Source organism: Staphylococcus sp. NWU MK-U1 (assembly GCF_033283505.1).
Lineage (GTDB): Bacteria > Bacillota > Bacilli > Staphylococcales > Staphylococcaceae > Staphylococcus > Staphylococcus haemolyticus.
Genome location: NZ_JAVSMG010000006.1, coordinates 11592 through 37845 on the forward strand (window position 1 = coordinate 11592; position 26254 = coordinate 37845).

Sequence of the window (26254 nt, forward strand, 5' to 3'; positions counted from 1 at the left end):
TGTTACACCCTCTCAACTTCAAAGATTTTTCGAGCTTCTTTATCTTCAACGATTGCTTCCCAAGGTTCGCCATGTCCATCAATCGCTTTTTTAGCATCCATAATTCTATCGAATAACTCTTTTTGACGTTCAGGATCCAGTAATACTTCTTTAACATTTTCAAAGCCTAAACGATTTAACCATGGTGCAGTTCTTTCTGCATATATGCCAGTTTCACGATAATACTGCATTAACGCACCACATAATTGAATAACTTCATCTTCAGTTTCAACGGTAGTTAATAATTTACCAACTGTAACATCTGTACCTCCGTTACCACCGATGTAAATTTGATAACCGTTTTCTACTGAGATAACACCGAAATCTTTAACTCCTGATTCAACGCAACTACGTGGACAACCAGATACACCCATTTTAAATTTATGTGGTGTGTCAATGTATTCGAATGTTTTTTCTAAACGAATACCTAAGCGTGTAGTGTATTGAGTACCGAATCGACAGAATTCTTTACCTACACAACTTTTAACTGAACGTGTTTTCTTACCATATGCTGAAGCTGAACGCATACCTAAATCTTCCCATACTTTAGGTAATTCTTCTTTCTTCAATCCATATAAACCTACACGTTGAGAGCCTGTTACTTTAACTAATGGAACGTTGTATTTTTTTGCAACTTCACCTAATCTTATTAATTGGTCAGCATCTGTTACGCCTCCACGCATTTGTGGAATAACAGAGAATGTACCATCATTTTGAATATTTGCATGATAACGTTCGTTTGCGAAGCGTGATTCTTTTTCATCTTGATGGCCATGTGGGTATACCATATTTAAATAGTAGTTTATTGCTGGACGACATTTTGGACAACCATTTTTATCTTTAAAGTCTAGTACGTGACGTACTTCTTTAGATGTTTTTAGACCTTTAGCTCTTATTTGCGTAACAATTTGATCACGTGTTAAATCAGTACAAGCACAAATTCCGGTAGGTTTCGCTGCTACAAAGTCATCACCTAATGTGCATTGTAATAACTCGCCAATTTGCCCTTTACATTTACCACATGAATTACCCGCTTTAGTTGCTTTCGTTACTTCTTCCACTGATGTTAATCCTTTAGTCGTAATCGCATTAACAATCGTACCTTTATCTACACCGTTACAGCCACAAATAGTTTCATCGTCTGGCATATCAGCGATAGAAGTTACCGCTTCTTCTCCACCTTTGTACAATAATGATACTAATGTATAGTCTTCTAGTGATTCATGTTTTTTCATCATATTATAGAATCTTGAGCCATCATCTGTATCACCATATAATACTGCTCCGACAACTTGACCATCACTCAAATAGACTTTTTTATAAATATTATCGACACTGTTGAAAATTTCAATACCATGGACATTCTCATTTTCAACAATTTGCCCCGCACTATATAAATCACAGCCAGACACTTTTAATGAAGTGAAAGTTGTAGAACCTTTGTACCCTTCTGTTTCTTTTCCAGTTAGGTAGTCAGCTAACACTTTACCTTGTTCATAGAGCGGTGCGACTAAGCCATATACTTTGCCGTCATGCTCTGAACATTCGCCAACAGCATAAATATTAGGGTCTGATGTTTGTAAATAATCATTAACAACAATACCTCTATTTACTTCCAGACCTGAATCACGTGCTACTTGAGTAAATGGACGGATACCGACTGCCATGACCACTAAATCAGTTTCGATTATTCTTCCATCAGCCAATTTAATCGCTTCTACATCATCTTTACCTATAATTTCTTTAGAGTTCGCTTGTAACTCGATATTCATACCTTGACGTTCTAAATCCGCTTTAAGCATGCCGCCAGCTTTACGGTCTAACTGCATTTCCATAAGCCATTCTGCTAAGTGTAATACAGTTACTTCCATACCTTGATCCATTAAACCACGTGCACATTCAAGTCCTAATAATCCGCCACCAATAACGACAGCTTTCTTTTTCGTTTTAGCGATTTCAATCATGCGTTCAGTATCTTCGATTGTTCTCCAACCTATAACACTTGGTAAATCTGATCCAGGTATCGGTAATACGAAAGCACTAGATCCTGTTGCAAATATACAAATGTCATAATTAACTTCAACACCTTTTGATGTTGTTACTGTTTGTGCTGAACGATCAACCGTCTCTACTGGGTCGTTGACGATGAGCTGAATGTTGTTCTCTTCATACCATTCATATGGATTCATTATTGTTTCTTCTACAGTCATTTTCTTCTGTAATATATTTGATAACATTATTCTGTTATAGTTTGGATAAGGTTCTTTCCCAATAATTGTAATGTCAAATTGTGAATCTGAACGCTCTAGAATTTCTTCTATCGTTCTTAATCCCGCCATGCCGTTTCCAATCATCACTAATTTTTGTTTAGTCATAAAATATGCCCCTTTTATCACTTAAAATTTACTTATTTTCCATTTGCAATTTTTGTTTTTTTTAAATGTTTGATATTCAACATTTGTTTCTTCACTGCTATTCTATAACAGATTCCACTTCAAATGTGATGATTTTCACAAATAAATTAAAAATCAGGGAATTCCCTAATACGTTCAATAATTTGTCCAAATACAATAAAAAACTGAGACAACATTGTGCCTCAGCTTATAAATCCTAATTAAATGTTAATTGCTTTAAACGTTCACTAATAATTCCCTTTAATATGTTATCGAAATTAATAGACGGTGTAATGTGTAGCGTACCCTGTATATCCATTTCTGAAATGAGTCGTTTTACTTTGTTTACTAGTCGCCCATCATATAAAAACATTGGCACTACAATAAGTTCATCATACTCATTCGAAAGTTGATCCAAGTCATTTCTAAAAGTGATGTCACCATATAGCGTACGACAATAGATAGGTACAGGTTGATTCATTTTTTCACTAAATTCCTTTAACTCATCATGTGCTTTCGTATATGAGAAACTACCATGTGCGATTAATACAATCGCATAATTAGAGGAGGTAGAAATTTCAACATCTTGAATACGTTTTTCAACTAAATCTACCATATAGTCATGCGTACCAAGCGGTTCACTAATTTCGTAACTTATTTCAGGATGATCTTTTTTGATTTTTGATAAAATTTCAGGAACATCAACGATATAATGCATTGCCGAAAAGATCAAAAGAGGTACAACTTTAAATTGAGTTTCACCTTGCTTTATTAAACGACCAATCGTGTTTTCAATACTCTTTTCTTCACTTTCAATAAACGCTAATTCATATTCATACGTTTCATCACTTAATAAACAATCTAAGAATTCCCCCAACGCTTTATTTTGATCACCTTTTCTCATGCCGTGTGCCACTAATATATTCGCAACCAATCGCTTCATCCCCTTTATATAAGACTTTAGTGCTTTTAAAAATTTGGTCATAAAATGCTTTAATGTTGATTAAAATAATATGTTTTAATCATAATTTAGTCAACTTTTTCAATAATGTGGTTGAATTAATTCATTAAAAAAAGGTTCTGCTATCTACTCATTTAACTTAGTGATAACACAACCCTATTATTGATTACTTAGCCTTCATACTATCACGTGAACCATTTAAATACGCATATACTAAACCAATAAATATACCTCCACCGATATAGTTACCAATTAAAGCAAACACAATATTTTTAATAACACCTAACCATGATAGTGCATCTAAATTATAGAACACCATACCTGCGTACAAACCAGCATTGAAGACAACGTGTTCATAACCCATGAATACAAACACAACAACACCTGCAGCAATAAAGAATGCTCTTGCCAGTCCTTCTTTAAATAACATAGACACATATATACCTATATTAATAAAGAAATTACAGAAGATTGCTTTAACTAAAATATTTAACCAAGTTGATTCTACCGTTTTCATATGTACTGTCTTACTTAAGCTGGCAATCATTTCTGGCGTCATAATATGCGTCCCTTTCATTAAGAAGAATAATATGAATCCACCAATAATATTCCCTATAAAACAGAATAAGAAAATGAACAACATCTTATTAATAGTAATGGCTCTATAATACCAGCCGACTGTTAAATACATGAAATTACTAGTTAGTAATTCTGAGTTCGTCAACACAATTAATACTAAAGCTAAACTAAATGCAATCGCACCTAGCAAATTAACTAAACCTTCATTAGTGCCTGCAAATTGTGTTTTAATTGCCAACATAAATACCGTTACGATTGCTAATAAAAACCCTGACATGATTGCTTTCAATGCATATCTACCAGGCGTTTTTGTAGCCATAATTTCTTTCGTCTGTACCTGCCCAACAGCAGCTTCTACAATATCACGCGTTGCATGGGTGTCCTCAACCGTTTTATTGTTCTTCAACATATGTATGCCCCCCTACATCCTTTCAAGTTATGTTTCAATTATATATTTTTTAAGAAAACATGAATAGCTTAAATTTTTTTAGGTAAAAAAAGTGAGGTAAAATCGTATCATGTAGACACGATTTTACCTCACTTAGTAATTCACTATTTATGTGCTTTAAGTCTTGATAAATAGCGTAAACCTGTTGCAAAAATGCCATAGCCTAGCGCTGTTCTTAAAACATATTTAATTGCACTATTATCAATTGCCTTTGAATTGAGTAGTACTGTAGGTATTAATGTACTAACTGAAAATAAAGCAAGTACTTTTAAATATCTTTCTTTCATATCATCAACCTCATTTCAACTACATTATAACTTAAATATAGTTGAATTTTTTGACATACTTATGACTTTTTTTGTTTCAATAATGAATCAAGTTGGTCCAATGTAGAATTCATTCCCGCTTCTACACCCATATCAAGTGCTTGTTGCGCCGCATCTTTTGTTGGAAAGATAGAAGTTGACGTTACAAGCGTGCGTTGCGCTGATTCTGAAGTGAAATCAATCAAAATTTGCATCCCAGGTAATGATGTATCTTTCTCACCTTGAGATGTAGCAAAGAAATCTAAGTATTCAATATGATTAGGTTTATCCACCTTTTTATATTCAGTCAATGTGTAACTTGTTTGTTCCGGCATTTCTATCGCAAAGAAGGCATCACCACCGGCTACTGGGTTAAAACGATAAACTTTTGTTTTACCGCCTTGAGGATGAAACCATTGTTCGAATAACGTCTCCGTAGTGTATGCCTCGAAAACTTCATTTATTGGCGCCTCAAACGTTCTATTAAATATAATTTTATTATCTTTTAGTTGAATTGACATTTAAATCCCCCTATCTATTTGTTAAAAGCTCTCTATGAATTTACCAGTTATTTTTTTTAATTACAAAAATATAAAAGCTCCCTTCAAAGTTTACATTCATTAATGTCTACTTTGTAGGGAGCCATATGAGTATTTTTAGTAAGTAGTATAACTAGTGATTAGTCTTCAAGTGGAAATTCTAAATCAAATTCAACATTTAAGTCTTTTCCTAATAAGAAACCACCAGTTTCAAGTTGTTGGTTAAACGTAATGCCATATTTTTCACGGTTAAGGCTTCCAGTAATTACTAAACCAGCAGTGTTTTTACCGTTTAATGGATTTAAACTAGTACCTTTATAATCTAAATCAAAAGTTTCTTCATGTGTTTGATCTTTCATAGTTAAGTTACCAGTAACTGATTTATCATCTACTTTAGTAATTTCAAATTTAATTTCTGGGTAGTTTTCAGCGTCTAAGAAATCTGCGCTTTTAAGATGATTATCACGATCTGCTACTTTAGTATCAATTGAATTTGCTTTAACAGTAAAAGTACCTTGTAATGAACTTAAATCATTGAAATCACCTGAAATGTTAGCGTCAAATTCGTTAAAACGTCCTTTAACATTTGATACAACTAAGTGTTGAATAGAAAAGTTAACTCCTGAATGTGCTGGATCTAAATTTAAATTAGCCATGTGTACATACCTCCATTATTTAAATTATGAAACTACGTAGCTGAAAATCAGTACTATAGTTTGTATAATTATTATACTTAGTATAATAAAACAACTTAAGTGAAAATACAAGTAAAAAGACTCAAATTTTAAATTTATTAATGTGCTAACATTTCTTCTTTAATATCGTCCTTATCTAATGAGGCAGGATAATACGTAGGCCAATGATCCATTTCTTTAAGTAATGTTTCATTGTTGTTACCCATAAAAATGTGGAAGTGTTCTGCTTTCTTAGGTGCGATATTATGATCACTAAACTGAACGTACTTCGGTAATGTTTGCTTGTCAGAGTGCTTCAATTTAAAAATAAATCTAACTCCACGATTACCTTTCTTATAATCTAGGATTTTTTTACCAACATATTCATACGTTCCAGTAACCTTCTTCCCATTTTTTTCAAAAGTAATGTTATCACCTTTAATATTTATGTTAGAAACGTCAGTTTTGTAACCTTTCTCATAGTATTTTTTATACTCTTTTGCTGTCATAGTGCTATCTTCTTCGGATTTATGTTTCATAACATCATCTAAATCACCATTTTTTAAATAGGGATAAACTGATTGCCATTCACCTTCATAATCTGATAGCGCACGATCTTTAACTTGCTCATCTTTAAAATAACCATCTGAAATTGCTTTGTCATGCTTATGTTCAGCTTTGTCATCTTGTACTTTAATATTGGAATCCAATGCTTTATCTAAAGCTTCAATATTTTTGTTCATTAAAGTTTGATAATTCATTGATGTGTCTTTAGATAGTTCTTTATTTAGTGACTCCATATTATAGAATTTTAATGGCTTGGCGTTGGTTTCTTTTCTGATTGTCTCAGTCACTTTATTGGCAACATTATCTTCATATAATATGTATTTAACATTTTTATCATTAATCTCTTTAACTAATTGTGTAAGTGCTTTTTGAGAAGGGTCTTCAGCGTTCATATTTTGAATTCCCTTTTGAACAAAACCATAGCGATCAGCGAGATAACCTAAAGATTCATGTGAAATAAATACAGCATTACCTTGTTTATCTTTAGTAATGTCTTTTAATTTATTGTCAATGTCATCTAACGATTTCTCTAATTTTTTAAAATTTTTCTCATATTCATTTTTATGCTTTGGATCTTTAGCTACTAACTGATTTTTAATTTCTTTAGCAAAGATTTTATTTTTCTCAGGATCTAACCATACGTGTGGATCATATCCGCCATGATGATGGTGTTCGTGTCCATGTGAATCCTCGTGTTCTTCATCACCGTGTTCGTGTTGATCTGTTAGTAGTGTTGATTGATCTAGTTTATCTTGTAATGAAACTTTCTTTTTATCATTTTTAATTGTGGCTGCAACTTTCTTAGCGACTGGATCTAAATCATCACCTGTATATACAAATAAATCAGATTGATTAACCTTTAGCATGTCTTTCTGAGTTGGTTCATAATCATGTAGGTCTGTACCAGCAGGATAAATAGACGATACATTGACATGATTACCACCTATTTCCTCTATAAAGGATTGCAAAGGATATACAGTTGTAGACACATTCATTTTGTTATCACCTTTAGAATCTTTATTAGAACGATCTTCCTTTCCACAAGCGACTAATATAAATGCAATAATAGTTATTAAAACAGTAAGACTTAAAAAGCGTTTCATTTTATACCTCCTAAATAGTAATAATTACGATTTAAAAGTATAACTTTATTTGTATAAAATTACAATAGTTTTTTAATGTTTTTTATTTCAATTTAATAAAAACCATCTTTTATTAAAAATATCTATCATTAATTAAGTTACTACCTTTCTAAATTTAAAAAAAGAAGAATCATAGTGAAGTACACTACAATTCTTCTTTGAATCAACTTTATTAAATTTATTTCACTTCTCTTTAGTGGTTACAATATAACACAAAATGAATGTCAGCGTTATTCACTATGACATCGTGACTATAAGTATTTCTTCCATTCTTCGACTTTATAAGGATCTTTCACTCTTTTTCCATTTATAAAAACTGTTGGAACAGTATCAATATTATTATCTTCTGTTAGTTCTTTTTGTTCTTCTGCTTTTTTCCAAGCTTCACTGTTCTTAGTCTTATACTGCTTTTTAATGTCAGTTTTTTGTTGCGTCGTAATATCTAACTTATCAATTTCTTTATCAAGAAATTGTTCTGTTAACCACTTTTTATCCTCGTCTTTTTGATTCGCGAATACGTTACGTTGAAAAGTTAAGTATTCATTAGGTGCAACTTTTTGCACTGCGTTTCCGGCTCTAGAGCCGACGATAGAATCTTTACCAAGAAAACCAGCATTAATAAATTGATACTCTACTTTATTCGTATCAATATAGTCTTTTTTAATTGTTGGCATTACATTCTTTTCCACTTTTTTACAGTATGGACATTTAAAGTCTCCATACTCGACGATTAAAATTTTGCCATTTTTAGTTTTAGGTGGCTGCTTTTCCTTGTTGTTATTAGAACAAGCACTCATGATGATTATTAAAACCATCATCATACTTATTATCAAAATTGTCTTTTTCATAGATGCTCCTTTGTAATAACATATTAATTCATATTTTCTTCCTTATAATCAGCATCATGTGATTCGATATATTGTTTTGTATCAAAGTTATCAATGCGTTTCGCTTTTTTACCATCAAATTGATAAGTGTAGTAATGAACTTCTTCATTATTACTTAAAGGCTTATACGCTAAGACAACATACTTACCATCTTCATATACATAAATATTCGCATCTTTTTTATCAAAGTGTTTAACCATATCTCCTGTATCATTCTTAGCCATTTGTTCTTGCTTTTGATCTTGCATTTTAACAGCTTTATCTATTTTATCGACATATTTATCGTTACCACACGCTGCTAGCAATAATATACCGACACTTAACATAACTAATATACGTTTCATATATTCACTCCTATTGCCCAGTTCTCTTTATCTATCATTATACTTCTTTTGCAAATACTATCATACAATGGTTTTAAAATATGCGCTAGTTCATAAAAATTTAGTTTTCTAAAAATATTTATTATTATAAATTAAATATATATTTTAACCTACAACTAAAGTACGATGTGATTTAATAACTTATCTTGTGTAATAGTTGTAGTTATTTGTTAAAATAAATGATAATTCTTAAAAACGCAGAGGAGTAGATGAATATGAAATTCGTAACTTTATCACCGGAGGAATTTGAGAAATTTACATCCAGTCATTTCTCTCATTACACACAATCCCGAATTCACTTTGAAAACAGAAATGAATTAAAAGATGATGTGCATGTTGTAGGTGTCAAAGATGACAGCGACAATGTCATCGCTGCAACTTTAATGACTGAGGCACGTGCTTTAAAAGTATTCAAATACTTTTATACACATCGTGGACCTGTCATGGACTACAGTAATATTGAATTGGTTCACTTTTTCTTTAAATCACTAACAAGTTATTTAAAAAAATATAATTGCTTATATGTATTAGTCGATCCTTATATTTTGGAGAACCTACGTAATGCTGATGGAGAAATTTTAGAAAGTTACGATAACCGAGCAGTCATCAAAACGTTGGAAGATTTAGGTTACAAACATCAAGGATGGACAGCAGGTTATAGCACAATGAGTCAAATACGTTGGTTATCTGTCTTAGATTTAAAAGACAAGTCAGAAGATCAATTATTAAAAGAAATGGACTATCAAACACGTCGTAACATTAAAAAAACGTATGAAATGGGCGTAAAAGTAAGAACGCTACCTATGGATGAAACGGATACGTTCTTTGAATTATTCCAAATGGCCGAAGAAAAACATGGTTTCAAATTTAGAGATAAACCATACTTTTATGAAATGCAAAAAACGTATAAAGACCATGCAATGCTTAAACTTGCTTATATTGATTTAAAGGATTACTTATCTACTCTTCAACAAAAACACGATTCATTGACAGAACAATTAGCCGAAGTCGAGGCTGTATTAGAGGAAAACCCTAACTCTAAGAAAAATAAAAATAAACGCACACAAATACAACAACAAGTTGATAGTAATGAACGCAAATTAATTGAAACGAAAGATAAAATTGCAGAAGAAGGCGAAACACTTAATCTAGCTGCGGCTTTATACTTATATAATGAACACGAAGTTTATTATTTATCCAGTGGTTCAAATCCTAAATATAATGCGTATATGGGCGCATATCGTTTACAATGGGACATGATTAAATTCGCAAAAGAACATAATGTAGATCGTTATAATTTCTACGGTATTACAGGTGACTTTAGTGAAGATGCTGAAGATTATGGTGTGCAACAATTTAAAAAAGGCTTCAATGCTAATGTTTACGAATACATTGGAGATTTCATTAAACCGATACACCCACTTGCATACAAAGTTAAACAACTATTAGAACGTAAATAACTATAATGCAAAAAACACTTTTCTAAGTTCAACTTTATGAACTTTAGAAAAGTGTTTTTCATTATTAATCTTCATTAATTACATTTAAGAAACGACGTAATTCTTCTGTCTTAGGATGTTCGAATACTTCGTCTGGTGTACCTTGTTCACCGATACGTCCTTCATGTATAAAGACGATTTTATTTGAGACTTGGCGTGCAAATCGCATTTCATGCGTTACAATCACCATTGTCATACCTTCATCAGCTAATTCTTTAATTACTCTTAATACATCATTAACTAATTCTGGATCTAATGCAGATGTAGGTTCATCAAACAACATAACTTGCGGATTCATAGCTAGTGCTCTAGCTATTGCTACACGTTGTTGTTGACCACCCGAAAGTGCATGTGGTCGTTGATCTTTAACACTTGTTAACCCAACTTTTTCAAGTAACCCCATTGCTCTTTCTTTCGCATCTGCTTTACTCATTTTCTTAACAGTTACTAATCCTTCCATTACATTTTCCAATGCAGATTTATGTGGAAATAGATTATAACTTTGAAATACCATACCCGATTGCTTGCGTACGCTTATTTGAGACTTTTTATTATTTGCGGTGTAACTTTCACCATTAACACTTACATTACCTGCAGTCGGAATTTCTAAAGCATTAATCATACGTAGTAATGTCGTTTTACCTGAACCAGATCGTCCGATAAGTGTTACGACTTCCCCTTTTTCTACGTTTAAATCAATGCCTTTAATGACTTCTTTATCATTGAATGATTTATGGATACCACTTAGTTCAATCATGAGTTATACCCTCTTTCAATATATGATTCATAGAAGCTTTGGATAACTGAGATAATGAAGCAAATTACCCAATACATAACTGCTACAAGAATATAAATTGTGAAATATTCATATGTTGTAGACGCTACCTCTTGAGCTTTACGGAACATTTCTGCAACTAAGATAAAGCCAAGTAATGATGTATCTTTAATTAAACTTAAGAATGTATTTCCTAAAGCTGGTATTGAAACACGAATCGCTTGAGGTAAAATAATTCTTTGAATCGTTTGTCTATAGTTCATTCCTATAGAATAAGCCGCTTCTGTTTGACCTTTAGGTATAGAAATAATACCACCACGGATAATTTCTGAAGCATACGCACCAACATTAAGTGATAAACCGATGATAGCTGAAATAACTGATGATAATGTCCATTGTTCATCAGCATTACCAGTTACTAGGCGTCCTAATTCAGGAATACCATAAAAGATTATGAATAACTGTACAATCATCGGTGTACCACGAATAATTGAAACGTATACTCTTGCGATACCTTTTAAAACTTTACTCGTTGAAATACGCATTAACGCTGTAAATAAAGCAATAATCAAACCTAAGATAAATGTAACTATTGTTATTGGAATAGAATATTTTAATAAACCTTCCAACATTGGTCCAAATGCTTGCCCTGCCGCATCTAATGCATGTTGTTGTTGACTATTTAGGCTCAGAAACATTTTCACCGAACCATTTCTTACCAATTTCTGCTAATTTACCATTTTCTTTTAATGTTTTAAGTCCATCATTGAAATCAGATACAACTTTATCATCAACATCTTTGTTAAATGTGAATGCTGATTTACTTTGTTCTGCATTTCCTTTGATTGCTTTAATTTTAGCGTTTGGTTTTTGTTTTTTATAATCTAAGTAAGATAAGCTATCGTTGAATGTACCATCAACACGATTAGATAATAATAAGTCCATCGCTTGGTTAAAGCCATCAACTTTAGTAATATCTGCACCTTTATCTTTAGCTAATTGACCATAGTTAGACGTGAATGTTTGAGCCATTTTTTTACCTTTAACGTCATTAAATGATTTAATGTTCTTTTCATTTTCACGTACTACTAAAACTGCGCTTGAATAAGTGTAAGGTGTAGAGAATTTATATTTTTTCTCTCTATCTTTGTTTACACCAACTTGGTTAGCAATAACGTCAAAACGTTTCGCATCTAAACCAGCAAACATTGAATCCCATGATGTTTCATTAAATTTAAGTTTATAACCTTTTTCTTTTGCAACTGCTTTGATTACGTCAATATCGTAACCAGTTAATTTGTCTTGTTTATTGTGGAACGTGAATGGTGCATATGTACCTTCAGTACCCACTTTCAGTGTTTTACTATCGCTGTTACTACTACTTGATTTAGAATCACTATTTTTATCAGAAGATCCTCCATTACCACAAGCAGCCAACACAAAGATAAGTGCTAAAGCAACAAATAAAAGTCTTTTCATCTACCTTGTCCTCCATATTCCTATTAGATTAGTCAGAATAAATTAACTCTAATCTCATGGGTAGGAATAGTCAACATTATTTTACATTTGCTTAAGTGTTCAGAATGTTTGGATATTAATAAAATAAAAAAGAGACCTAGACATAGAACGTTTTTGTTAGAAGGAGCCCTCTATGGTATCCCTTCTTTGGAAAATGCTTAAACATTTTCAACGTTCGTCTTGATCTCTTATTTTAACTATATAAAGTTCATTTAATTATTTTGTAATTTAGCTTCAGCCTTAACCTTTTTCTTACTTTTAATTAAAAATGTAAGTAATAAACTGATGACTGTAATTATAACGGCAAATAAAAATCCTGAATGATAACCATGAAGCATAGCATCAATTTGTATTTGTCCTGCCATTTCTTTTTTATCCATACCTTGATAATCACTCATCGTCGGTTGGAAATTCTTACTTGCTGTACTTAATATTGTAATTAAACCTGCTGTTCCAATTGAACCAGCAATTTGCTGAATGGTATTTGTCATGGATGAGCCATGAGCATTAAGTTCTGGTGTTAGCTGATTCATTGTATGCGTCATTATTGGCATCAAGCCCATTGCAATTCCAATCATACGAATAGCATAAACAGTTGCTAACATTATCGTAGATGTATGTTCGTCCATGACTACAAAGTAAGAAGTCGTTATAAGAACAATAGACATACCAATTATTGCTAACACTTTAGCACCAAATGTTTCGTATAACCAACCTGAAATAACCGACATGATAGCCATAACAATTGCGCCAGGTAGTAAGATGAGTCCTGAATCGATAGGCGTTCTTCCTAATAGATTTTGTACAAACATAGGTAATACTGTTTCTGAACCAATCATCAAAATCATTGTTGCAGCCATAATCGCTAAACCAACTGCAAACTCTTTATTCTTAAACACTTTGAAACTTAGTAATGGCGTTTCAAGTCTCTCTTGACGCCAAATAAATATTCCGACTAATAGTATGCCGCCAATTATCGTTATTAATACTAGTGGATCATCCCATCCATCACTTGAAATAGAACTAACACCATATAATAATCCACCAAATCCTAATATAGATAATATTATAGAAATGAGGTCAATAGGAGTTTTAACTGTTGTTCCAACATTTTTAATAATTTTTAAAGCTATAAGAAATGTTATTGCTGAAATCGGTGCTACGACATGGAAAAGTGATCTCCAATCAAAATATTCAACTAAATAACCAGATAATGTAGGTCCAATTGCTGGTGCCAGACCTATGACCAATCCAAACATTCCCATATATTTACCACGTTCATGTGGTTTAAAGACATCTAGAATTGTTGTCATCATGAGTGGCATCATAATACCTGAGCCTAATGCTTGTATAATACGTGCGATTAAAAGAATTGTGAAGTTTGGACTAAAACCGCCTAACATCGTCCCGATAAAGAATATCAGAATTCCAGTTAGGAATACTTGTCTTGTTGAGTATCGCTGAATAATAAATGCAGATAATGGAATGACTACACCATTAGTTAGTAAGAATGCAGTTGTTAGCCATTGTACTTGTGAATACTCAATGTTGAAATCTTTCATTATTCTCGGCAATGCTGTAGTGAGTAGCGTTTCATTTAACAACCCGAAAAAGCCACCTAACAACATCGTAAATATCATTGCTAATTTTTGTCTATGTGACATATTATTCCCCTCCTATCTACCTAAGCTTTCAATAGATACATTTGCCTATTATACATATATATTTTTAAATTTCATATAAATTGTTTGTATTATTTTGTAAATCGTAATAATTACTATTTACTTTTAACTTACTTTCCTTTATGCTTTTTAAAAAGGAGGAATCAAATATGAAACAAGATTTACAAACAGCACGTCGAAATTTGAATAGTCCTAATATCAAAACTCGCAAACGTGCATTAAAAATAATTAAACAATACAAACGTAATCGTAAATCAGCTTAATGTTATCTATTTCTTCCATAAATAACTCCTAAAAAGAAGAAGGCTGGGACTATATAAAATGTCTCAGCCTTCTTTTACCATAATGACAGTAGTTGATTGATTTGAAAATTCGCTTAAATCAAGCCTTTTTCAAACCTAGTCATCCTTGCCGGGATGGGACAGCGAATTTATTTTAATTTCTGTCCCACTCCCACTCCTTTAATTTAATAATTATAAATAATAATGATCAATTACATTTAAATTGTCATCTAATTCATAAATAAGTGGTGCACCAGTTTTAATTTCATAGCCAATGATATCTTCATCAGATACATTATCTAAATATTTAATTAATGCGCGGATTGAATTACCGTGTGCAGCTACTAGAACTGTTTCTCCATCTAATAGATGTTGAGAAATCTTATCTGTCCATATAGGTACCACACGTTCTAACGTTGTTTTTAAACTTTCAGAATAAGGCATCATACGATGATCTAAATGTCTATAACGACGATCTTTTAAATATGATTCGCGTTGTTCTTCAGTTTGTGCTGGTGGCTTAACGTCATATGAACGTCGCCATTGATGCACTTGTTCTTCACCAAATTCTTTTCGCGCTTCATCTTTATTAAGACCTTGTAATTTACCATAATGACGCTCATTTAAACGCCAACTTTTATGCACTGGAATCCACTCTTGATCTGATTCAGCTAATAAAAATTGAGTTGTCTCTAATGCTCTTGTTAACAATGAAGTAAACGCCACATCAATTTCAATGCCATTTTCTTTTAGTTTACGTCCAGAAGTAATTGCTTCATTTCGTCCTTGTTCAGATAGTTGAACATCTTCCCATCCTGTAAATAAATTTTTAGCATTCCATTCACTTTGACCGTGACGACATAATATTAATTTTGGCATATCAAAACACCTTCCTATACGTTAGTTTTAATTGAATGATTTTGTTTAAAATGCCTTAAAACCAATCACTAACTCTAAATTTACTTCCCTATGCTTTGCAACAAGTAATCTACTCTTTTTCTATTACATTTATTATAAAACTATTTCGTTAAATTTCATAATATCTTAAATTCACGCCATTTTTGGCATAAATGACGTTAGTTTGTCATGTTCGTTACCTTCAGTTCATTTTTGATACTATCTTTTGATATTGTAGTAACCTATGTCATTAAATGAGGTGTTATAGTGAATCTACCGTAATCAACAGCAAGACATATTGGGATGCATAATCTAAAAGGATATTAAAAGATAAGTAATTATGACTTTACTTAATTTAATTGCAATTTTAGATTACTTACAAAAAACCAATTTCTAAAGGAGATTATTTATTATGAAGAAATCAATTTTTGCATTAATGACAATGGTATCTTTAGGTGCCGTAGGATTAGAATCAGGTCAAGCACATGCGAGTGAAATGACACATGGTCAACAAAATCAATCTTGTCAATATAATCAACATACACAATTACAACACAATCAACCATCTCATCAGAGTCAACATACTAATGTAGCATCAGCTGCAACTATACAAGCTAATACAACTAATGTTACTACTAATACATCATCTAGTAATACCGAATCTACAGCCGATAATAGTTCATCTAGTAACACTTCAAGTGATGACAATTCATCTAATGAAAGCTCATCTAGTGAAAGTACATCTTCAGTATACAAACAATTTATCGCAGCTGGTGGAACAGAACAATTATGGGAGAAAATTGTCTTACCTGAATCAGGTGGAGACCCTAATGCGTCTAATGGACAATATCATGGTTTAGGACAGACAAATCAATCTTGGGGTTATGGCTCTGTCGAAACGCAAACAAAAGGCATGATTTCGTATGCTAAAGAACGTTATGGTTCAATTGAAGCTGCAATTAGTTTCCGTGAATCTAACGGTTGGTGGTAAAATTTAACAGAACTTAGATTATTTTTAAATAACTTGAAAAGCCAGTAAATGAAATTAACATCATTTACTGGCTTCTTTATTCGTAATCATTATTTTCAGAAAAAATCATTAAAATTAACAATGCTTTTGTTCAGAATCTATTCATCTTACTTTTACATAGTATCCGGTTCTGGATGTACATATACTGATGATATACCTTTACTATGTAAGTGATTCTCCACTCGATCACAAATATCATGTGCTTGTTGAAGAGACAAATGTGCATCAACAACAATCGTAACATCTAAAAATATGCTACTTCCATGGTAGCGTCCCTTAAGATTGTTCACATCTTTGACGTCATCCACTTCCAATACAACATTACGATATTCTTCAAGATCCTGTTCATTGAATCCATCGCTAAGTGCGAAAATTGACTCTCTAAAAATACCAAACCCGGTATAAATAATTAAAAATCCTAGAATCGTTGCTAAAATAACATCGACAATAGGTAAACCAAATTGAGTAAATACTAGACCAATTGCCGTACCCATACTAACTAATCCATCTGATAAGTTATCTTTTGCAGCGGACTTTAACGAACTACTCTTCGTTTTCTGAGCTAATCTCTGATTTATTGCAAACACACCTATCATAATTAACCCACTTATTAAACTTACAAATATTGTGACTACATTTGGTGTATTGTGCTCATTTGTAAATATTCTAGGTGAATTTTCAATCACAACTTGAATACCCACGAACATGATAATAAATGAAACCAACAACGTAGAAATATTTTCAGATTTCAAATGACCATAAGGATGATTTTTATCTGCTGGTTTTATTGAAATTTTCAATCCAACAATAACAGCTATAGATACAATAATATCTGTCATATTATTCAAAGCATCTGCTCTAACAGCCGCTGAATCAAAAACAAATCCAGTAATATATTTAGAAACAGATAAAATAATGTATACTACTAAACTTAAATAAGCCCCTCTTTGTGCCAATTTAAGATTTTCACTTTGAGACATTTTGTTAACCACCTTAAATGCTTTAATATCAATAGTATGTACTATCAAAATATGAATGACAACGTTTTTTGATTTCTATAAAATCCATATAATTAATCTAATTAAATTTTTAGCAAAACCTAAATTTTACTTTAGCTAAAGCTATAAAATTGTCACTCTTTAAAGTCATTTGAAGTTTCGTATTATAAAAATAAATCGTCTAAAGTTGCACGTCATTTAATCCTTTAAAATCCACTTTGAAACAATAAATGTAATTGGAATAGTAATAATTAAACCTGCAAATGGTGCGATTTCAGATGGAAATTGAAACCACTTAACAAAGACATATAATAATAATGTTTGCATACCCATATTTATTACTTGAGTTAATGGAAAACTTAAAAATTTCTTAAGCGTTGGTCTTACTTTATAAACGAAATAACAATTTAAATAGTAAGAAATAACAAAACTTACTAAGAAACCAGCAATATGACTAATCATATAATTCACGTGAAATAATTTTAATAATAATAAATACACAATATAATAATTAAGGGTATTAATCCCCCCCACAATTATAAATTTTATAATCTCAAAGTGGGTTTGATTTAATTTCATCGTCTTTCTCCTTTGTCGTCATTTTTCTTTTTAATTTTCAAACGGCAATATTTTAAACGAATATTTCTCTGAAATATGATGAAACTCTTTGAAGTTAGTTAAATCCGCTTCATCTGATGGTGTAATTTCAAATAGATAAGTTTCATAAGGTAAATGTGATAATGTGATGTGACGCTTATTGCTATCAATTTGCGATTGTACATCTTCTAGTCGTTGTTCACTACGCATATGTACATCAGTGAAAATAATTATATTTATAATCGCAAAGATAAGTATACAACTTTTTAAAAGATTATAATGGTTCAACGTCAAAATGCCTAATTCTGAAATTAAACTAATAAGTACAATTATAAAAAGTAAATATGCTAAATAAAATTGTCGAACTGAAACTTCAGTAATTAAAATAACCGGTAACACGCTAATAGGAATAGAAACAAGTGACATAAAAACCAACAATCGTTTATATGGTAATTGAATGACTAACTTACATGAAATTGCAATGCTAATCATCATTATAAGACACAATAGAGTATTAATGACTTCAAACGTAAATGTCTCTGACAATTGTTTCAAATTAAAAGGTTCATATATAAAAATTTTATATATAGGCAAAATACAAATACCTATTTGTAAAATGATTCGCTTTATTGTAGGTAAAGTTAAGAACGCGCTACTTTTTAATAGCAATATCATTAGAATAATCACTATTAAGGATAAAATAATAATATTATTAAAAAAGAGAGATCTTGGAATATCTTTTAGAAGTGATATTTCGAACTTATGGTTTAACCCAAGCATGTCTAAGTGTCCTCTTAATGCCTCAACACTTGAAAAGATATAAATATATTTATCATTTAATAGCATCACCATCGCACCACATAATGAAAGCAACCAACCAAGCACTAGACTATAGTAAAGCTTATGATTGCGTATGGCATAATAAATCATTCCTACAAGTAATATACTGGCATTATAAAAAGCTAAAGGCTCAGCAAACCACTGTCCCAATATACATATTAGCCAAAATATAAAAACTTCTATACGACTATATTCATCTTTATTAAGTAATATTTTTATTATAAAACTTAAGATATATAAAGAAAAACATGTGCCAAAAACATATGTATAAAAAAATTCAAAATTACCATAGCTTTGTGCAAACAAGGAATTGGGTATAATAAATAATAAAACAGTGCTTAATATTAAATAATTTGTGTCACCAAACTGATTCAATAATCTTAATAAAAGTACCACGATAAAGATTGATATAAACGCAAATGATAATGTACGAAGTAATATAGAATGGACACTTGCAAATTCTAATAAATTGCTAATGTATCTGCCATTAAAATTATTAAAAGCATTACTGACCACTTGCATACCGTGGCCACTACCCCAAAACCAATCTGTACTATGTAAAGGGATAATGTAGCCTAAATAGCCATAATATAGGATCAATCCAATCATCCAGATGTAAAATTCATGATGTTTAAGTCTATGCATGTCGAACTCCTTTATGTCATAAGGTTAATTAAATTAGCACTCGTTTTGGCTCAACTAATTATATTATATTCTTTTTTTATTAATTATACATTCAAACATTATTTTATACTAATTTTAAATATATAAACTATTGGAGGTCTATTAAGATGAATCTTAGAAAAATAGTCATTGCCACTGATTCATTTAAAGAGAGCATGTCAGCTAAAGAAGCTGGTTTAGCAATACAAGATGGTTTCAAGAAAATATTTCATGAAGATATTCACTATGACATTATTCCAATGGCAGATGGTGGTGAAGGTACAACAGATGCTTTAAAGGAAGCGCATAATGCAAAGACGTACACCATTCCAGTTCATGACCCATTGCATAGAAACATTGAAGCTTCATATGCACGTTCCCAAGATAATCAAGTAGCTATCATTGAAATGGCTGCATCATCAGGACTAGATTTATTGACAGATGAAGAACGTAATCCACTTATTACATCTACTTACGGTGTTGGAGAAATAATATTAGATGCGCTTGATCATCATGTTACTAAGATCATTTTAAGCATTGGAGGAAGTGCTACCAATGATGGCGGTAGTGGCATGTTATGTGCATTAGGCGCTCAATTTCTTGATTCTAAAAATCAACCTTTAAAACTCGGTGGCGGCTACTTATCTGAGCTAGCAAAAATTGACATCTCAAACTTAGATCAAAGACTTAAGCACGTCACATTTGAAGTTGCTTGTGATGTGACAAACCCGTTATTAGGTGCTAATGGCGCAACTGAAATCTATGGTCCTCAAAAAGGTGCTGACGTTAAGATGATACCAAAGTTGGATTCCGCACTTACAACCTATCATGATATGATAGAACGAGAACTAAATATAAGTGTTAAAGATATTCCAGGTGCTGGTGCTGCCGGTGGATTAGGTGCAGGTATCCTCGCATTCTTCAATGCGTCACTTTCTAACGGTATTGATATTGTATTAAAAGAAACTGACTTTTCGAGAAGAGTGCAGGATGCTGATCTTGTTATAACTGGTGAAGGAAAGATGGATGCTCAAACGGTCTTTGGTAAAACACCTATCGGAGTAGCTAAAGCAGCAAAAGAACATCACGTTCCTGTTATAGCTATTTGTGGTAGTCTTGGCGAAGGATACCAAGATGTTTATAAGCATGGCATTGACAGTGCATTTAGTTTAATTGAGCAACCAGAATCATTGCCATCATTATTAAATAACGCTAAACAAAACATGACACATACTGCTGAAAATATTGCAAGACTATTAAAACTAACTATTTAAAATATGAGGTGACTATCATGAAACGAACAGACAAATATAAAGATTCTTACAAATATGATGAACAATATCGCAAGCGTAACCGACAAAGCGCAGAGGAACGTGCGCGTCATGAGCGACGCGAAAGTCAAGAAGCATACAATCGTAACAATTCACGTTATCGAGATGATGATCCGAGATATCGTAATGATGACCATCGATATCAAGATGATTATGATTATCGTGAGGATTATCGCCGACGTAATGATGAATATGATGAAGATGGTAATAGATACTATAACGATCGTGACTTTAGACGCGAGCAACAGTTAGAAGAAGAGAACGAAAAAAATAAGAAATCTAAAAAATGGCTAATTGCTATTATTGCAATATTGTTGATTATCGTAGCGGTATTTGCCACAAGAGCAATACTTAATAACAATAGTAGTGATAACCAACAAACGAATAATGCTTCTAATGACAACAATGTTTCTAAAGATTATAAAAATGAAGTTCAAAACCAAAGTGATAATATCAAACAACAAGTAGAAGATGCTAAAAATGACATTAAGGATAAAGTCGATACTGACTCAAGAATTAAACAAATTCAAGAGGATGTTAATAACTTAAAAAATAGCGAACAAACTGGTGAAGATTCTAAATTAACTAAATTTTATCAAGAGCAAGTCAATAAATTAAAAGAAGCTAATAATGCTCAACAAAATAACGAAAGCCAAAGTAAAGTTAATGATTTACTCAACGATGTAAATACAAAATTTGATGAAATTAAAGAGAAATTAAATAGTATCCTTGGAAATTCAAGTGATACAAATTCACAATAATTGGCCTGTTTGAGAAAGCATATATTCAAAACTTTTCGAACGGCAATCAACCTATATTAGGCGACACGATGAATTCTGTGTCACTTTTTTATTTTTGTAAATTACAAATATACAAAAAACCTTTATAATGTAGTTTGCAAACTTTTTAAGGAGAAACATTATGCAACCTTCAACTCATACAAAATTACCCCTATTGCTTCTAATAGTATTAGGTGTAATGACTGCATTTGGACCTATGATTATTGATATGTATTTACCCGCATTACCTGAAGCACAACATCAATTTAGGTCATCAACATCTGAAATACAACTTACATTATCATTTGCAATGATAGGTTTAGCACTTGGCCAATTCCTATTTGGCCCATTATCTGATGCATATGGTCGTAAAAGAATGGGTCTTATCATATTATGTATATTTTTCTTAGCTACACTTAGTGGCGTATTCGCTACTAACCTAATTTTATTTTTATGTATTCGTTTTATCCAAGGGTTTACAGCCGGTGGTATTATCGTTATAGCCAAAGCTTTCGCTGGAGATAGATACGAGGGCGATTTATTAGCAAAATTTCTAGCATCACTAATGGTCGTGAATGGTATTGTTACTATCATCATGCCATTACTCGGTGGACTATCATTAACACTTGGATCATGGAGAATTGTATTCATCATCCTAACATTTATAAGTCTATTAGTACTATTAGGCGTCGCTACAATGATGCCTAAGACACATAAATCGGAACACAAATCACTTAACTTTAAAGACATTTTATTAGATTTCGGTAGTCTAATGAAAAAACCACGATTCATTATTCCAATGTTGCTACAGGGGTTAACGTATGTAATGTTATTTAGCTTTTCATCCGCTTCTCCATTTATCACGCAAAAAATTTATAATATGACACCTCAACAATTCAGTATCATGGTCGCTGTTAATGGTGTCGGTTTAATTATCGTGAGTCAGATCGTTGCACTTCTTGTAGCTTATATTAATCGTTTCAAACTTATGATTTATTTAACCTTAATTCAAGTTGTAGGTGTCATTTTAATTGTGATTACACTTGCAGTTCATGGTCCCTTATGGATTTTACTTATCGCATTTTTCTTAAATGTATGTCCTGTTACGTCTATTGGGCCACTTGGTTTTTCAATGGCAATGGAAGAACGTACTGGTGGTAGTGGTAATGCGTCTAGTTTATTAGGACTATTCCAATTTATACTTGGTGGTATTATCTCTCCTATTGTAGGACTCAAAGGACAATATGACGCAACCCCATATATTTTCGTTATTATGATAACAGCAGTCATTTTAATAACACTACAAGTGATTTATTTTAGAAATCATCGTAAACCAGCATAATAAATCTTTTATTCAATATAACTAGAAGATTAAGATAAAGGATTAAAATGCTACATAAAATCATGCAGTAGTCGACTAAACTGAGAAGATGCTCATATCGAGCTTTTCTCAGTTTTTTGCATTTCATTTAAAAATGAGTCCACTAATTTAAAATCCAAGTTACTCGTTCACAATATTTTAATAACTTTCCAACAAATAGGTGACAGCTATATTTTTTCTAATTGATAATCATTATTAACGGTTATAATGAGAGTAAATAAAGGAGGAGTTTTAATGATTACAAATGAATCTATCGTTGCAGAAATTGTTACTGATATCCCACTAAGTGCTGATATATTTAGAAAATATGGCATCGACTTTTGTTGCGGTGGTAATATATCTATAAATGAGGCAGTTAAAAATAAAAAAGTTGATGCAGAAACTTTAATAGATGAGATTAATGAACTTCCAAACCATGATCAAGGAAACATTAATGTGAAATATCTAGATGCGCCGTCATTAATTCAATATATACAATCTCGCTATCACGAAACAATGCGAGAAGAATTTAAGAATCTATCCCCTTATGTTACAAAAGTGGCTAAAGTTCATGGACCAAACCATCCATTTCTAATTCAGTTACAAGATTTATATCGTCAATATCGAGATGGTATGCTTGAGCATATGGCTCAAGAAGATGAACATGATTTCCCAGCGTTAATTAAACTTTCTCGTGGTGAACAAGTAGATCATTCATCTGATATCATTCAAAGCTTAGTTGACGACCACACTCAAACAGGACAATTACTTGAAGATATGCGTGAATTAACTAACCAATATCAACCTCCTAGTGAAGCTTGCCAAACTTGGAGATTAGTATATCATCGTCTAGAGAATTTAGAACGTGAAACGCATGAACATGTACATTTAGAAAATCACGTACTCTTTAACAAATTTAGTTAGAACAGGAAGTGTTGACTATGGTGACTAAAATAGCCGGCCATACATTTTTAGCACAATTAGGAAAGAAACGTTTACGTCCAGGTGGTGTGTTAGCAACAAATTGGCTTATAAATAAAGGACACTTCTCCAGTGATAAACGTGTTTTAGAAGTAGCTTGTAATATGTGTACAACGTCTATTGAATTAGCTCAAAAATATAATTGCCACATTGAGGGCGTAGACTTAAATAAAACCGCTTTAGAAAAAGGTAAACAAAATGTTTCGAAACGCAATTTAGATAATCTTATTCATTTAACGCAAGCCAATGCTATGAAATTACCTTTTGAAGATCAGAGTTTTGATATTATTTTAAATGAAGCGATGCTAACAATGTTGCCTTATCAGATTAAGGAAAAAGTGCTAAATGAATATTATCGAGTATTAAAACCGAATGGCATTATACTTACACATGATATTGCAATTATTAATAGACAAGAGGCATCAACGGTCATTGATGAATTAAGTAACGCCATCAATATGAAAGTCACACCTTTATCGCCTGAAGATTGGTATCAACTCTATCAAGAAGCTGGTTTTTCAAATATTGAGTCTAAAGTAGGTCCACTATCTTTAATGACTCCAATAGGTATGATTCAAGATGAAGGTCTCCTTGGTACGTTAAAAATTATAAAAAACGCTCTAAAACCAACTAATCGCAAAATGTTTATCAAAATGTTTAAAACAATGCGTAAGCATAAAAAGAATATGAATTATATCGTTCATGCAGTTAGAAAATAAATTGTGAAAGTATAACAAGAACTGAGAAGTGCTTAAAAAGAGCGCCTCCTCAGTTCTTTTAATTACTGTATTTTTTAATTTTGTAGTACCTATTTTATCTCAATTTCTTGTCTAATCTTCTATAGGACTCCAAATTTCCGTAATGTAATCACTACTTTGGGTATTTCCTGGTAAATAATGTTCAAACATAGGTGCTCTAATCGTCTTAAATTTAGCTTGAGGTAAGAACTCTTGATAGATTTTAGGCATTATCGATTTAATCGCTTCGGGAACTTTTCCTTTCGCATCTATAACGACATACTTATGAGCTGATAATTCGAGTGTATTAAAGTGCGAATTATTATTATTCGAATTATCACAAGGTACACCAATGAAATATTCGAAATGATTATCTTCTTTCTGTAAAATGACGCCTAACAATCCTGATAATGTTTGATTGCTAAGTTCTATTAAATCATCTACAACCCCATCATTATTTACTTTTTGCCAAAATGACGGTATATCTTTTTGCATCTCATCGCCACTCTCATACTTTCTTAAGACACCGATGAGTTGAACATGATTTAACTGTTCCAATTTATATTGTATTGCCATTCAAATATCCCCTTTTTCATTTATTCTATATCAATAAAGTCAAAATCCATTTTAATATACGAGATGACCACTAAGGTATATAATAAATTTACTCAAATTAAGTGATGTAAATCATAAAAGCGTCTTTAAGGAGAATAAGGATGAAAAGAACGATATTATCAATCAAACCAATTAGCCAATTATTTCCAATTCCAATGGTCATGGGCTGTGAAGGTGTTTCAGCAGCAATGTTACTTCAATATAACGGTCATAATATTAAAGCAACTGAAATTATGAAACATTGGCCCAAACATCCTAATAATCCCTATAAAGGTTATGTGGGTCATCACTTACTTGTCAAATTGGGTCATCATCAAACCATCTTTCCAGATGCTTATGTTCCATATTTACAAACAATTGATTCACGTATTGTTGATGGCACAGGTACTGACCTAACATCGTTAGAGACTGTAATCGATTCAGGCCAACCGGTCATCATGTACCACACGAGTTTAGGACGTAAACCATTCCGAAAACACTTTACATTTGATGATAATGAGAAAGAACTCGTTTCTAACATTCATGTTACGCTATTAATTGGTTATGATGATAAATATTACTATTATATAGATCCCTTATGGAGTCATTTTTTTAAATTTGTTATCTTTCCTGCTATAGTTCCTAATCGCTTTCAAATTATTAAAATTGCAAAGTCGAAATTAGAACGTAGCTTTAACGCTCCTGGTCGTACATGTATTTATCTTAAAGTAAACACCAATGATTAATTGTAACTGTTAAGTGAGATTGCGATAAT

At 31.9% G+C, this 26254-nt stretch carries 27 protein-coding genes; 9 read left to right on the plus strand and 18 right to left on the minus strand.

Going from position 1 to position 26254, the window contains the following annotated elements; genetic code table 11:
• Positions 1-2 precede the first annotated feature (2 nt).
• From nirB to SBL16_RS09130, 9 genes are all read right to left on the minus strand, one after another.
• Complete coding sequence (nirB, locus tag SBL16_RS09090) at positions 3-2414, minus strand: nitrite reductase large subunit NirB (RefSeq protein ID WP_107612272.1); 2412 nt, start codon at positions 2412-2414, stop codon at positions 3-5.
• Between the two features lie 235 nt (positions 2415-2649).
• On the minus strand, positions 2650-3366 hold the full coding sequence (locus tag SBL16_RS09095) for a sirohydrochlorin chelatase (RefSeq protein ID WP_182477424.1): 717 nt from the start codon (positions 3364-3366) through the stop codon (positions 2650-2652).
• Positions 3367-3559: 193 nt separating this feature from the next.
• Positions 3560-4381 carry a formate/nitrite transporter family protein gene (locus tag SBL16_RS09100; RefSeq protein ID WP_053018394.1) on the minus strand — a complete coding sequence of 274 codons (822 nt, stop codon included), beginning with the start codon at positions 4379-4381 and terminating at the stop codon, positions 3560-3562.
• Positions 4382-4524: 143 nt separating this feature from the next.
• Positions 4525-4707, minus strand: coding sequence for a hypothetical protein (locus SBL16_RS09105; RefSeq protein ID WP_011274973.1), 183 nt, complete (start codon positions 4705-4707; stop codon positions 4525-4527).
• A 59-nt stretch (positions 4708-4766) separates the two neighbouring features.
• Positions 4767-5246 (minus strand): SRPBCC family protein, encoded by a 480-nt coding sequence (locus SBL16_RS09110; protein ID WP_053016554.1) that lies wholly within the window; start codon positions 5244-5246, stop codon positions 4767-4769.
• A 158-nt stretch (positions 5247-5404) separates the two neighbouring features.
• Entirely contained in the window at positions 5405-5920 is a 516-nt protein-coding gene (locus tag SBL16_RS09115; protein WP_053016552.1) for a YceI family protein, read from the minus strand.
• A gap of 137 nt (positions 5921-6057) precedes the next feature.
• Positions 6058-7608 (minus strand): zinc ABC transporter substrate-binding lipoprotein AdcA, encoded by a 1551-nt coding sequence (gene adcA / locus SBL16_RS09120; protein WP_107612274.1) that lies wholly within the window; start codon positions 7606-7608, stop codon positions 6058-6060.
• Between the two features lie 290 nt (positions 7609-7898).
• Positions 7899-8495: a DsbA family protein gene (locus SBL16_RS09125; protein WP_107612275.1), complete on the minus strand. Its 597-nt coding sequence runs from the start codon at positions 8493-8495 to the stop codon at positions 7899-7901.
• Positions 8496-8518: 23 nt separating this feature from the next.
• On the minus strand, positions 8519-8878 hold the full coding sequence (locus SBL16_RS09130; protein ID WP_037535751.1) for a DUF4467 domain-containing protein: 360 nt from the start codon (positions 8876-8878) through the stop codon (positions 8519-8521).
• 254 nt (positions 8879-9132) lie between these two features.
• Between SBL16_RS09130 and SBL16_RS09135 the strand changes: the two genes are divergently transcribed.
• Positions 9133-10377 carry an aminoacyltransferase gene (locus SBL16_RS09135; protein ID WP_107612276.1) on the plus strand — a complete coding sequence of 415 codons (1245 nt, stop codon included), beginning with the start codon at positions 9133-9135 and terminating at the stop codon, positions 10375-10377.
• Positions 10378-10441: 64 nt separating this feature from the next.
• Here SBL16_RS09135 and SBL16_RS09140 read toward each other — a convergent pair whose 3' ends face one another.
• From SBL16_RS09140 to SBL16_RS09155, 4 genes are all read right to left on the minus strand, one after another.
• Positions 10442-11173, minus strand: coding sequence for an amino acid ABC transporter ATP-binding protein (locus SBL16_RS09140; protein ID WP_107612277.1), 732 nt, complete (start codon positions 11171-11173; stop codon positions 10442-10444).
• Complete coding sequence (locus tag SBL16_RS09145; protein ID WP_029376620.1) at positions 11170-11889, minus strand: amino acid ABC transporter permease; 720 nt, start codon at positions 11887-11889, stop codon at positions 11170-11172. Before SBL16_RS09145 ends, SBL16_RS09140 begins: the two co-directional genes overlap by 4 nt.
• Positions 11870-12670: a transporter substrate-binding domain-containing protein gene (locus SBL16_RS09150; RefSeq protein WP_011274964.1), complete on the minus strand. Its 801-nt coding sequence runs from the start codon at positions 12668-12670 to the stop codon at positions 11870-11872. The genes SBL16_RS09145 and SBL16_RS09150 overlap by 20 nt, the downstream gene beginning before the upstream one ends.
• A 251-nt stretch (positions 12671-12921) precedes the next feature.
• Positions 12922-14373 (minus strand): MDR family MFS transporter, encoded by a 1452-nt coding sequence (locus SBL16_RS09155; RefSeq protein ID WP_119472313.1) that lies wholly within the window; start codon positions 14371-14373, stop codon positions 12922-12924.
• Positions 14374-14540: 167 nt separating this feature from the next.
• Here SBL16_RS09155 and SBL16_RS09160 point away from each other — a divergent pair, with 167 nt between their 5' ends.
• Positions 14541-14654 (plus strand): putative metal homeostasis protein, encoded by a 114-nt coding sequence (locus tag SBL16_RS09160; protein ID WP_107609856.1) that lies wholly within the window; start codon positions 14541-14543, stop codon positions 14652-14654.
• 210 nt (positions 14655-14864) lie between these two features.
• Here SBL16_RS09160 and SBL16_RS09165 read toward each other — a convergent pair whose 3' ends face one another.
• On the minus strand, positions 14865-15551 hold the full coding sequence (locus tag SBL16_RS09165; RefSeq protein ID WP_011274961.1) for a 2,3-diphosphoglycerate-dependent phosphoglycerate mutase: 687 nt from the start codon (positions 15549-15551) through the stop codon (positions 14865-14867).
• Between the two features lie 430 nt (positions 15552-15981).
• Here SBL16_RS09165 and SBL16_RS09170 point away from each other — a divergent pair, with 430 nt between their 5' ends.
• Positions 15982-16560: a hypothetical protein gene (locus SBL16_RS09170; RefSeq protein ID WP_107612279.1), complete on the plus strand. Its 579-nt coding sequence runs from the start codon at positions 15982-15984 to the stop codon at positions 16558-16560.
• Positions 16561-16712: 152 nt separating this feature from the next.
• Here SBL16_RS09170 and SBL16_RS09175 read toward each other — a convergent pair whose 3' ends face one another.
• The 3 genes from SBL16_RS09175 to SBL16_RS09185 all read right to left on the minus strand — a co-directional run bounded on the left by SBL16_RS09175 (position 16713) and on the right by SBL16_RS09185 (position 19679).
• Positions 16713-17579 (minus strand): cation diffusion facilitator family transporter, encoded by an 867-nt coding sequence (locus SBL16_RS09175; protein ID WP_107612280.1) that lies wholly within the window; start codon positions 17577-17579, stop codon positions 16713-16715.
• A gap of 216 nt (positions 17580-17795) precedes the next feature.
• A complete protein-coding gene (locus SBL16_RS09180) occupies positions 17796-18176 on the minus strand; it encodes a GtrA family protein (RefSeq protein WP_011274958.1) in 381 nt (126 codons plus the stop codon).
• A 30-nt stretch (positions 18177-18206) separates the two neighbouring features.
• Complete coding sequence (locus SBL16_RS09185; protein ID WP_107611542.1) at positions 18207-19679, minus strand: hypothetical protein; 1473 nt, start codon at positions 19677-19679, stop codon at positions 18207-18209.
• 146 nt (positions 19680-19825) lie between these two features.
• Between SBL16_RS09185 and SBL16_RS09190 the strand changes: the two genes are divergently transcribed.
• From SBL16_RS09190 to SBL16_RS09210, 5 genes are all read left to right on the plus strand, one after another.
• On the plus strand, positions 19826-20971 hold the full coding sequence (locus SBL16_RS09190) for a glycerate kinase (protein WP_317953807.1): 1146 nt from the start codon (positions 19826-19828) through the stop codon (positions 20969-20971).
• Between the two features lie 17 nt (positions 20972-20988).
• Positions 20989-21789, plus strand: a complete 801-nt coding sequence (locus SBL16_RS09195; RefSeq protein ID WP_053018403.1) for a hypothetical protein — start codon at positions 20989-20991, stop codon at positions 21787-21789.
• 160 nt (positions 21790-21949) lie between these two features.
• Entirely contained in the window at positions 21950-23149 is a 1200-nt protein-coding gene (locus tag SBL16_RS09200; protein ID WP_053018404.1) for a multidrug effflux MFS transporter, read from the plus strand.
• Between the two features lie 273 nt (positions 23150-23422).
• The gene (gene scdA / locus SBL16_RS09205) at positions 23423-24091 is read left to right on the plus strand and encodes an iron-sulfur cluster repair di-iron protein ScdA (RefSeq protein WP_037535730.1); all 669 of its coding nucleotides are present in this window, start codon (positions 23423-23425) and stop codon (positions 24089-24091) included.
• Between the two features lie 20 nt (positions 24092-24111).
• On the plus strand, positions 24112-24867 hold the full coding sequence (locus tag SBL16_RS09210) for a class I SAM-dependent methyltransferase (protein ID WP_233641583.1): 756 nt from the start codon (positions 24112-24114) through the stop codon (positions 24865-24867).
• 111 nt (positions 24868-24978) lie between these two features.
• On the opposite strand, the gene SBL16_RS09215 is transcribed toward SBL16_RS09210, so the two are convergent.
• Complete coding sequence (locus tag SBL16_RS09215) at positions 24979-25461, minus strand: GyrI-like domain-containing protein (protein ID WP_107611539.1); 483 nt, start codon at positions 25459-25461, stop codon at positions 24979-24981.
• A 140-nt stretch (positions 25462-25601) separates the two neighbouring features.
• On the opposite strand from SBL16_RS09215, the gene SBL16_RS09220 reads away from it, so the two are divergent.
• Positions 25602-26225: a C39 family peptidase gene (locus SBL16_RS09220; RefSeq protein ID WP_107611538.1), complete on the plus strand. Its 624-nt coding sequence runs from the start codon at positions 25602-25604 to the stop codon at positions 26223-26225.
• Positions 26226-26254: the final 29 nt, after the last annotated feature.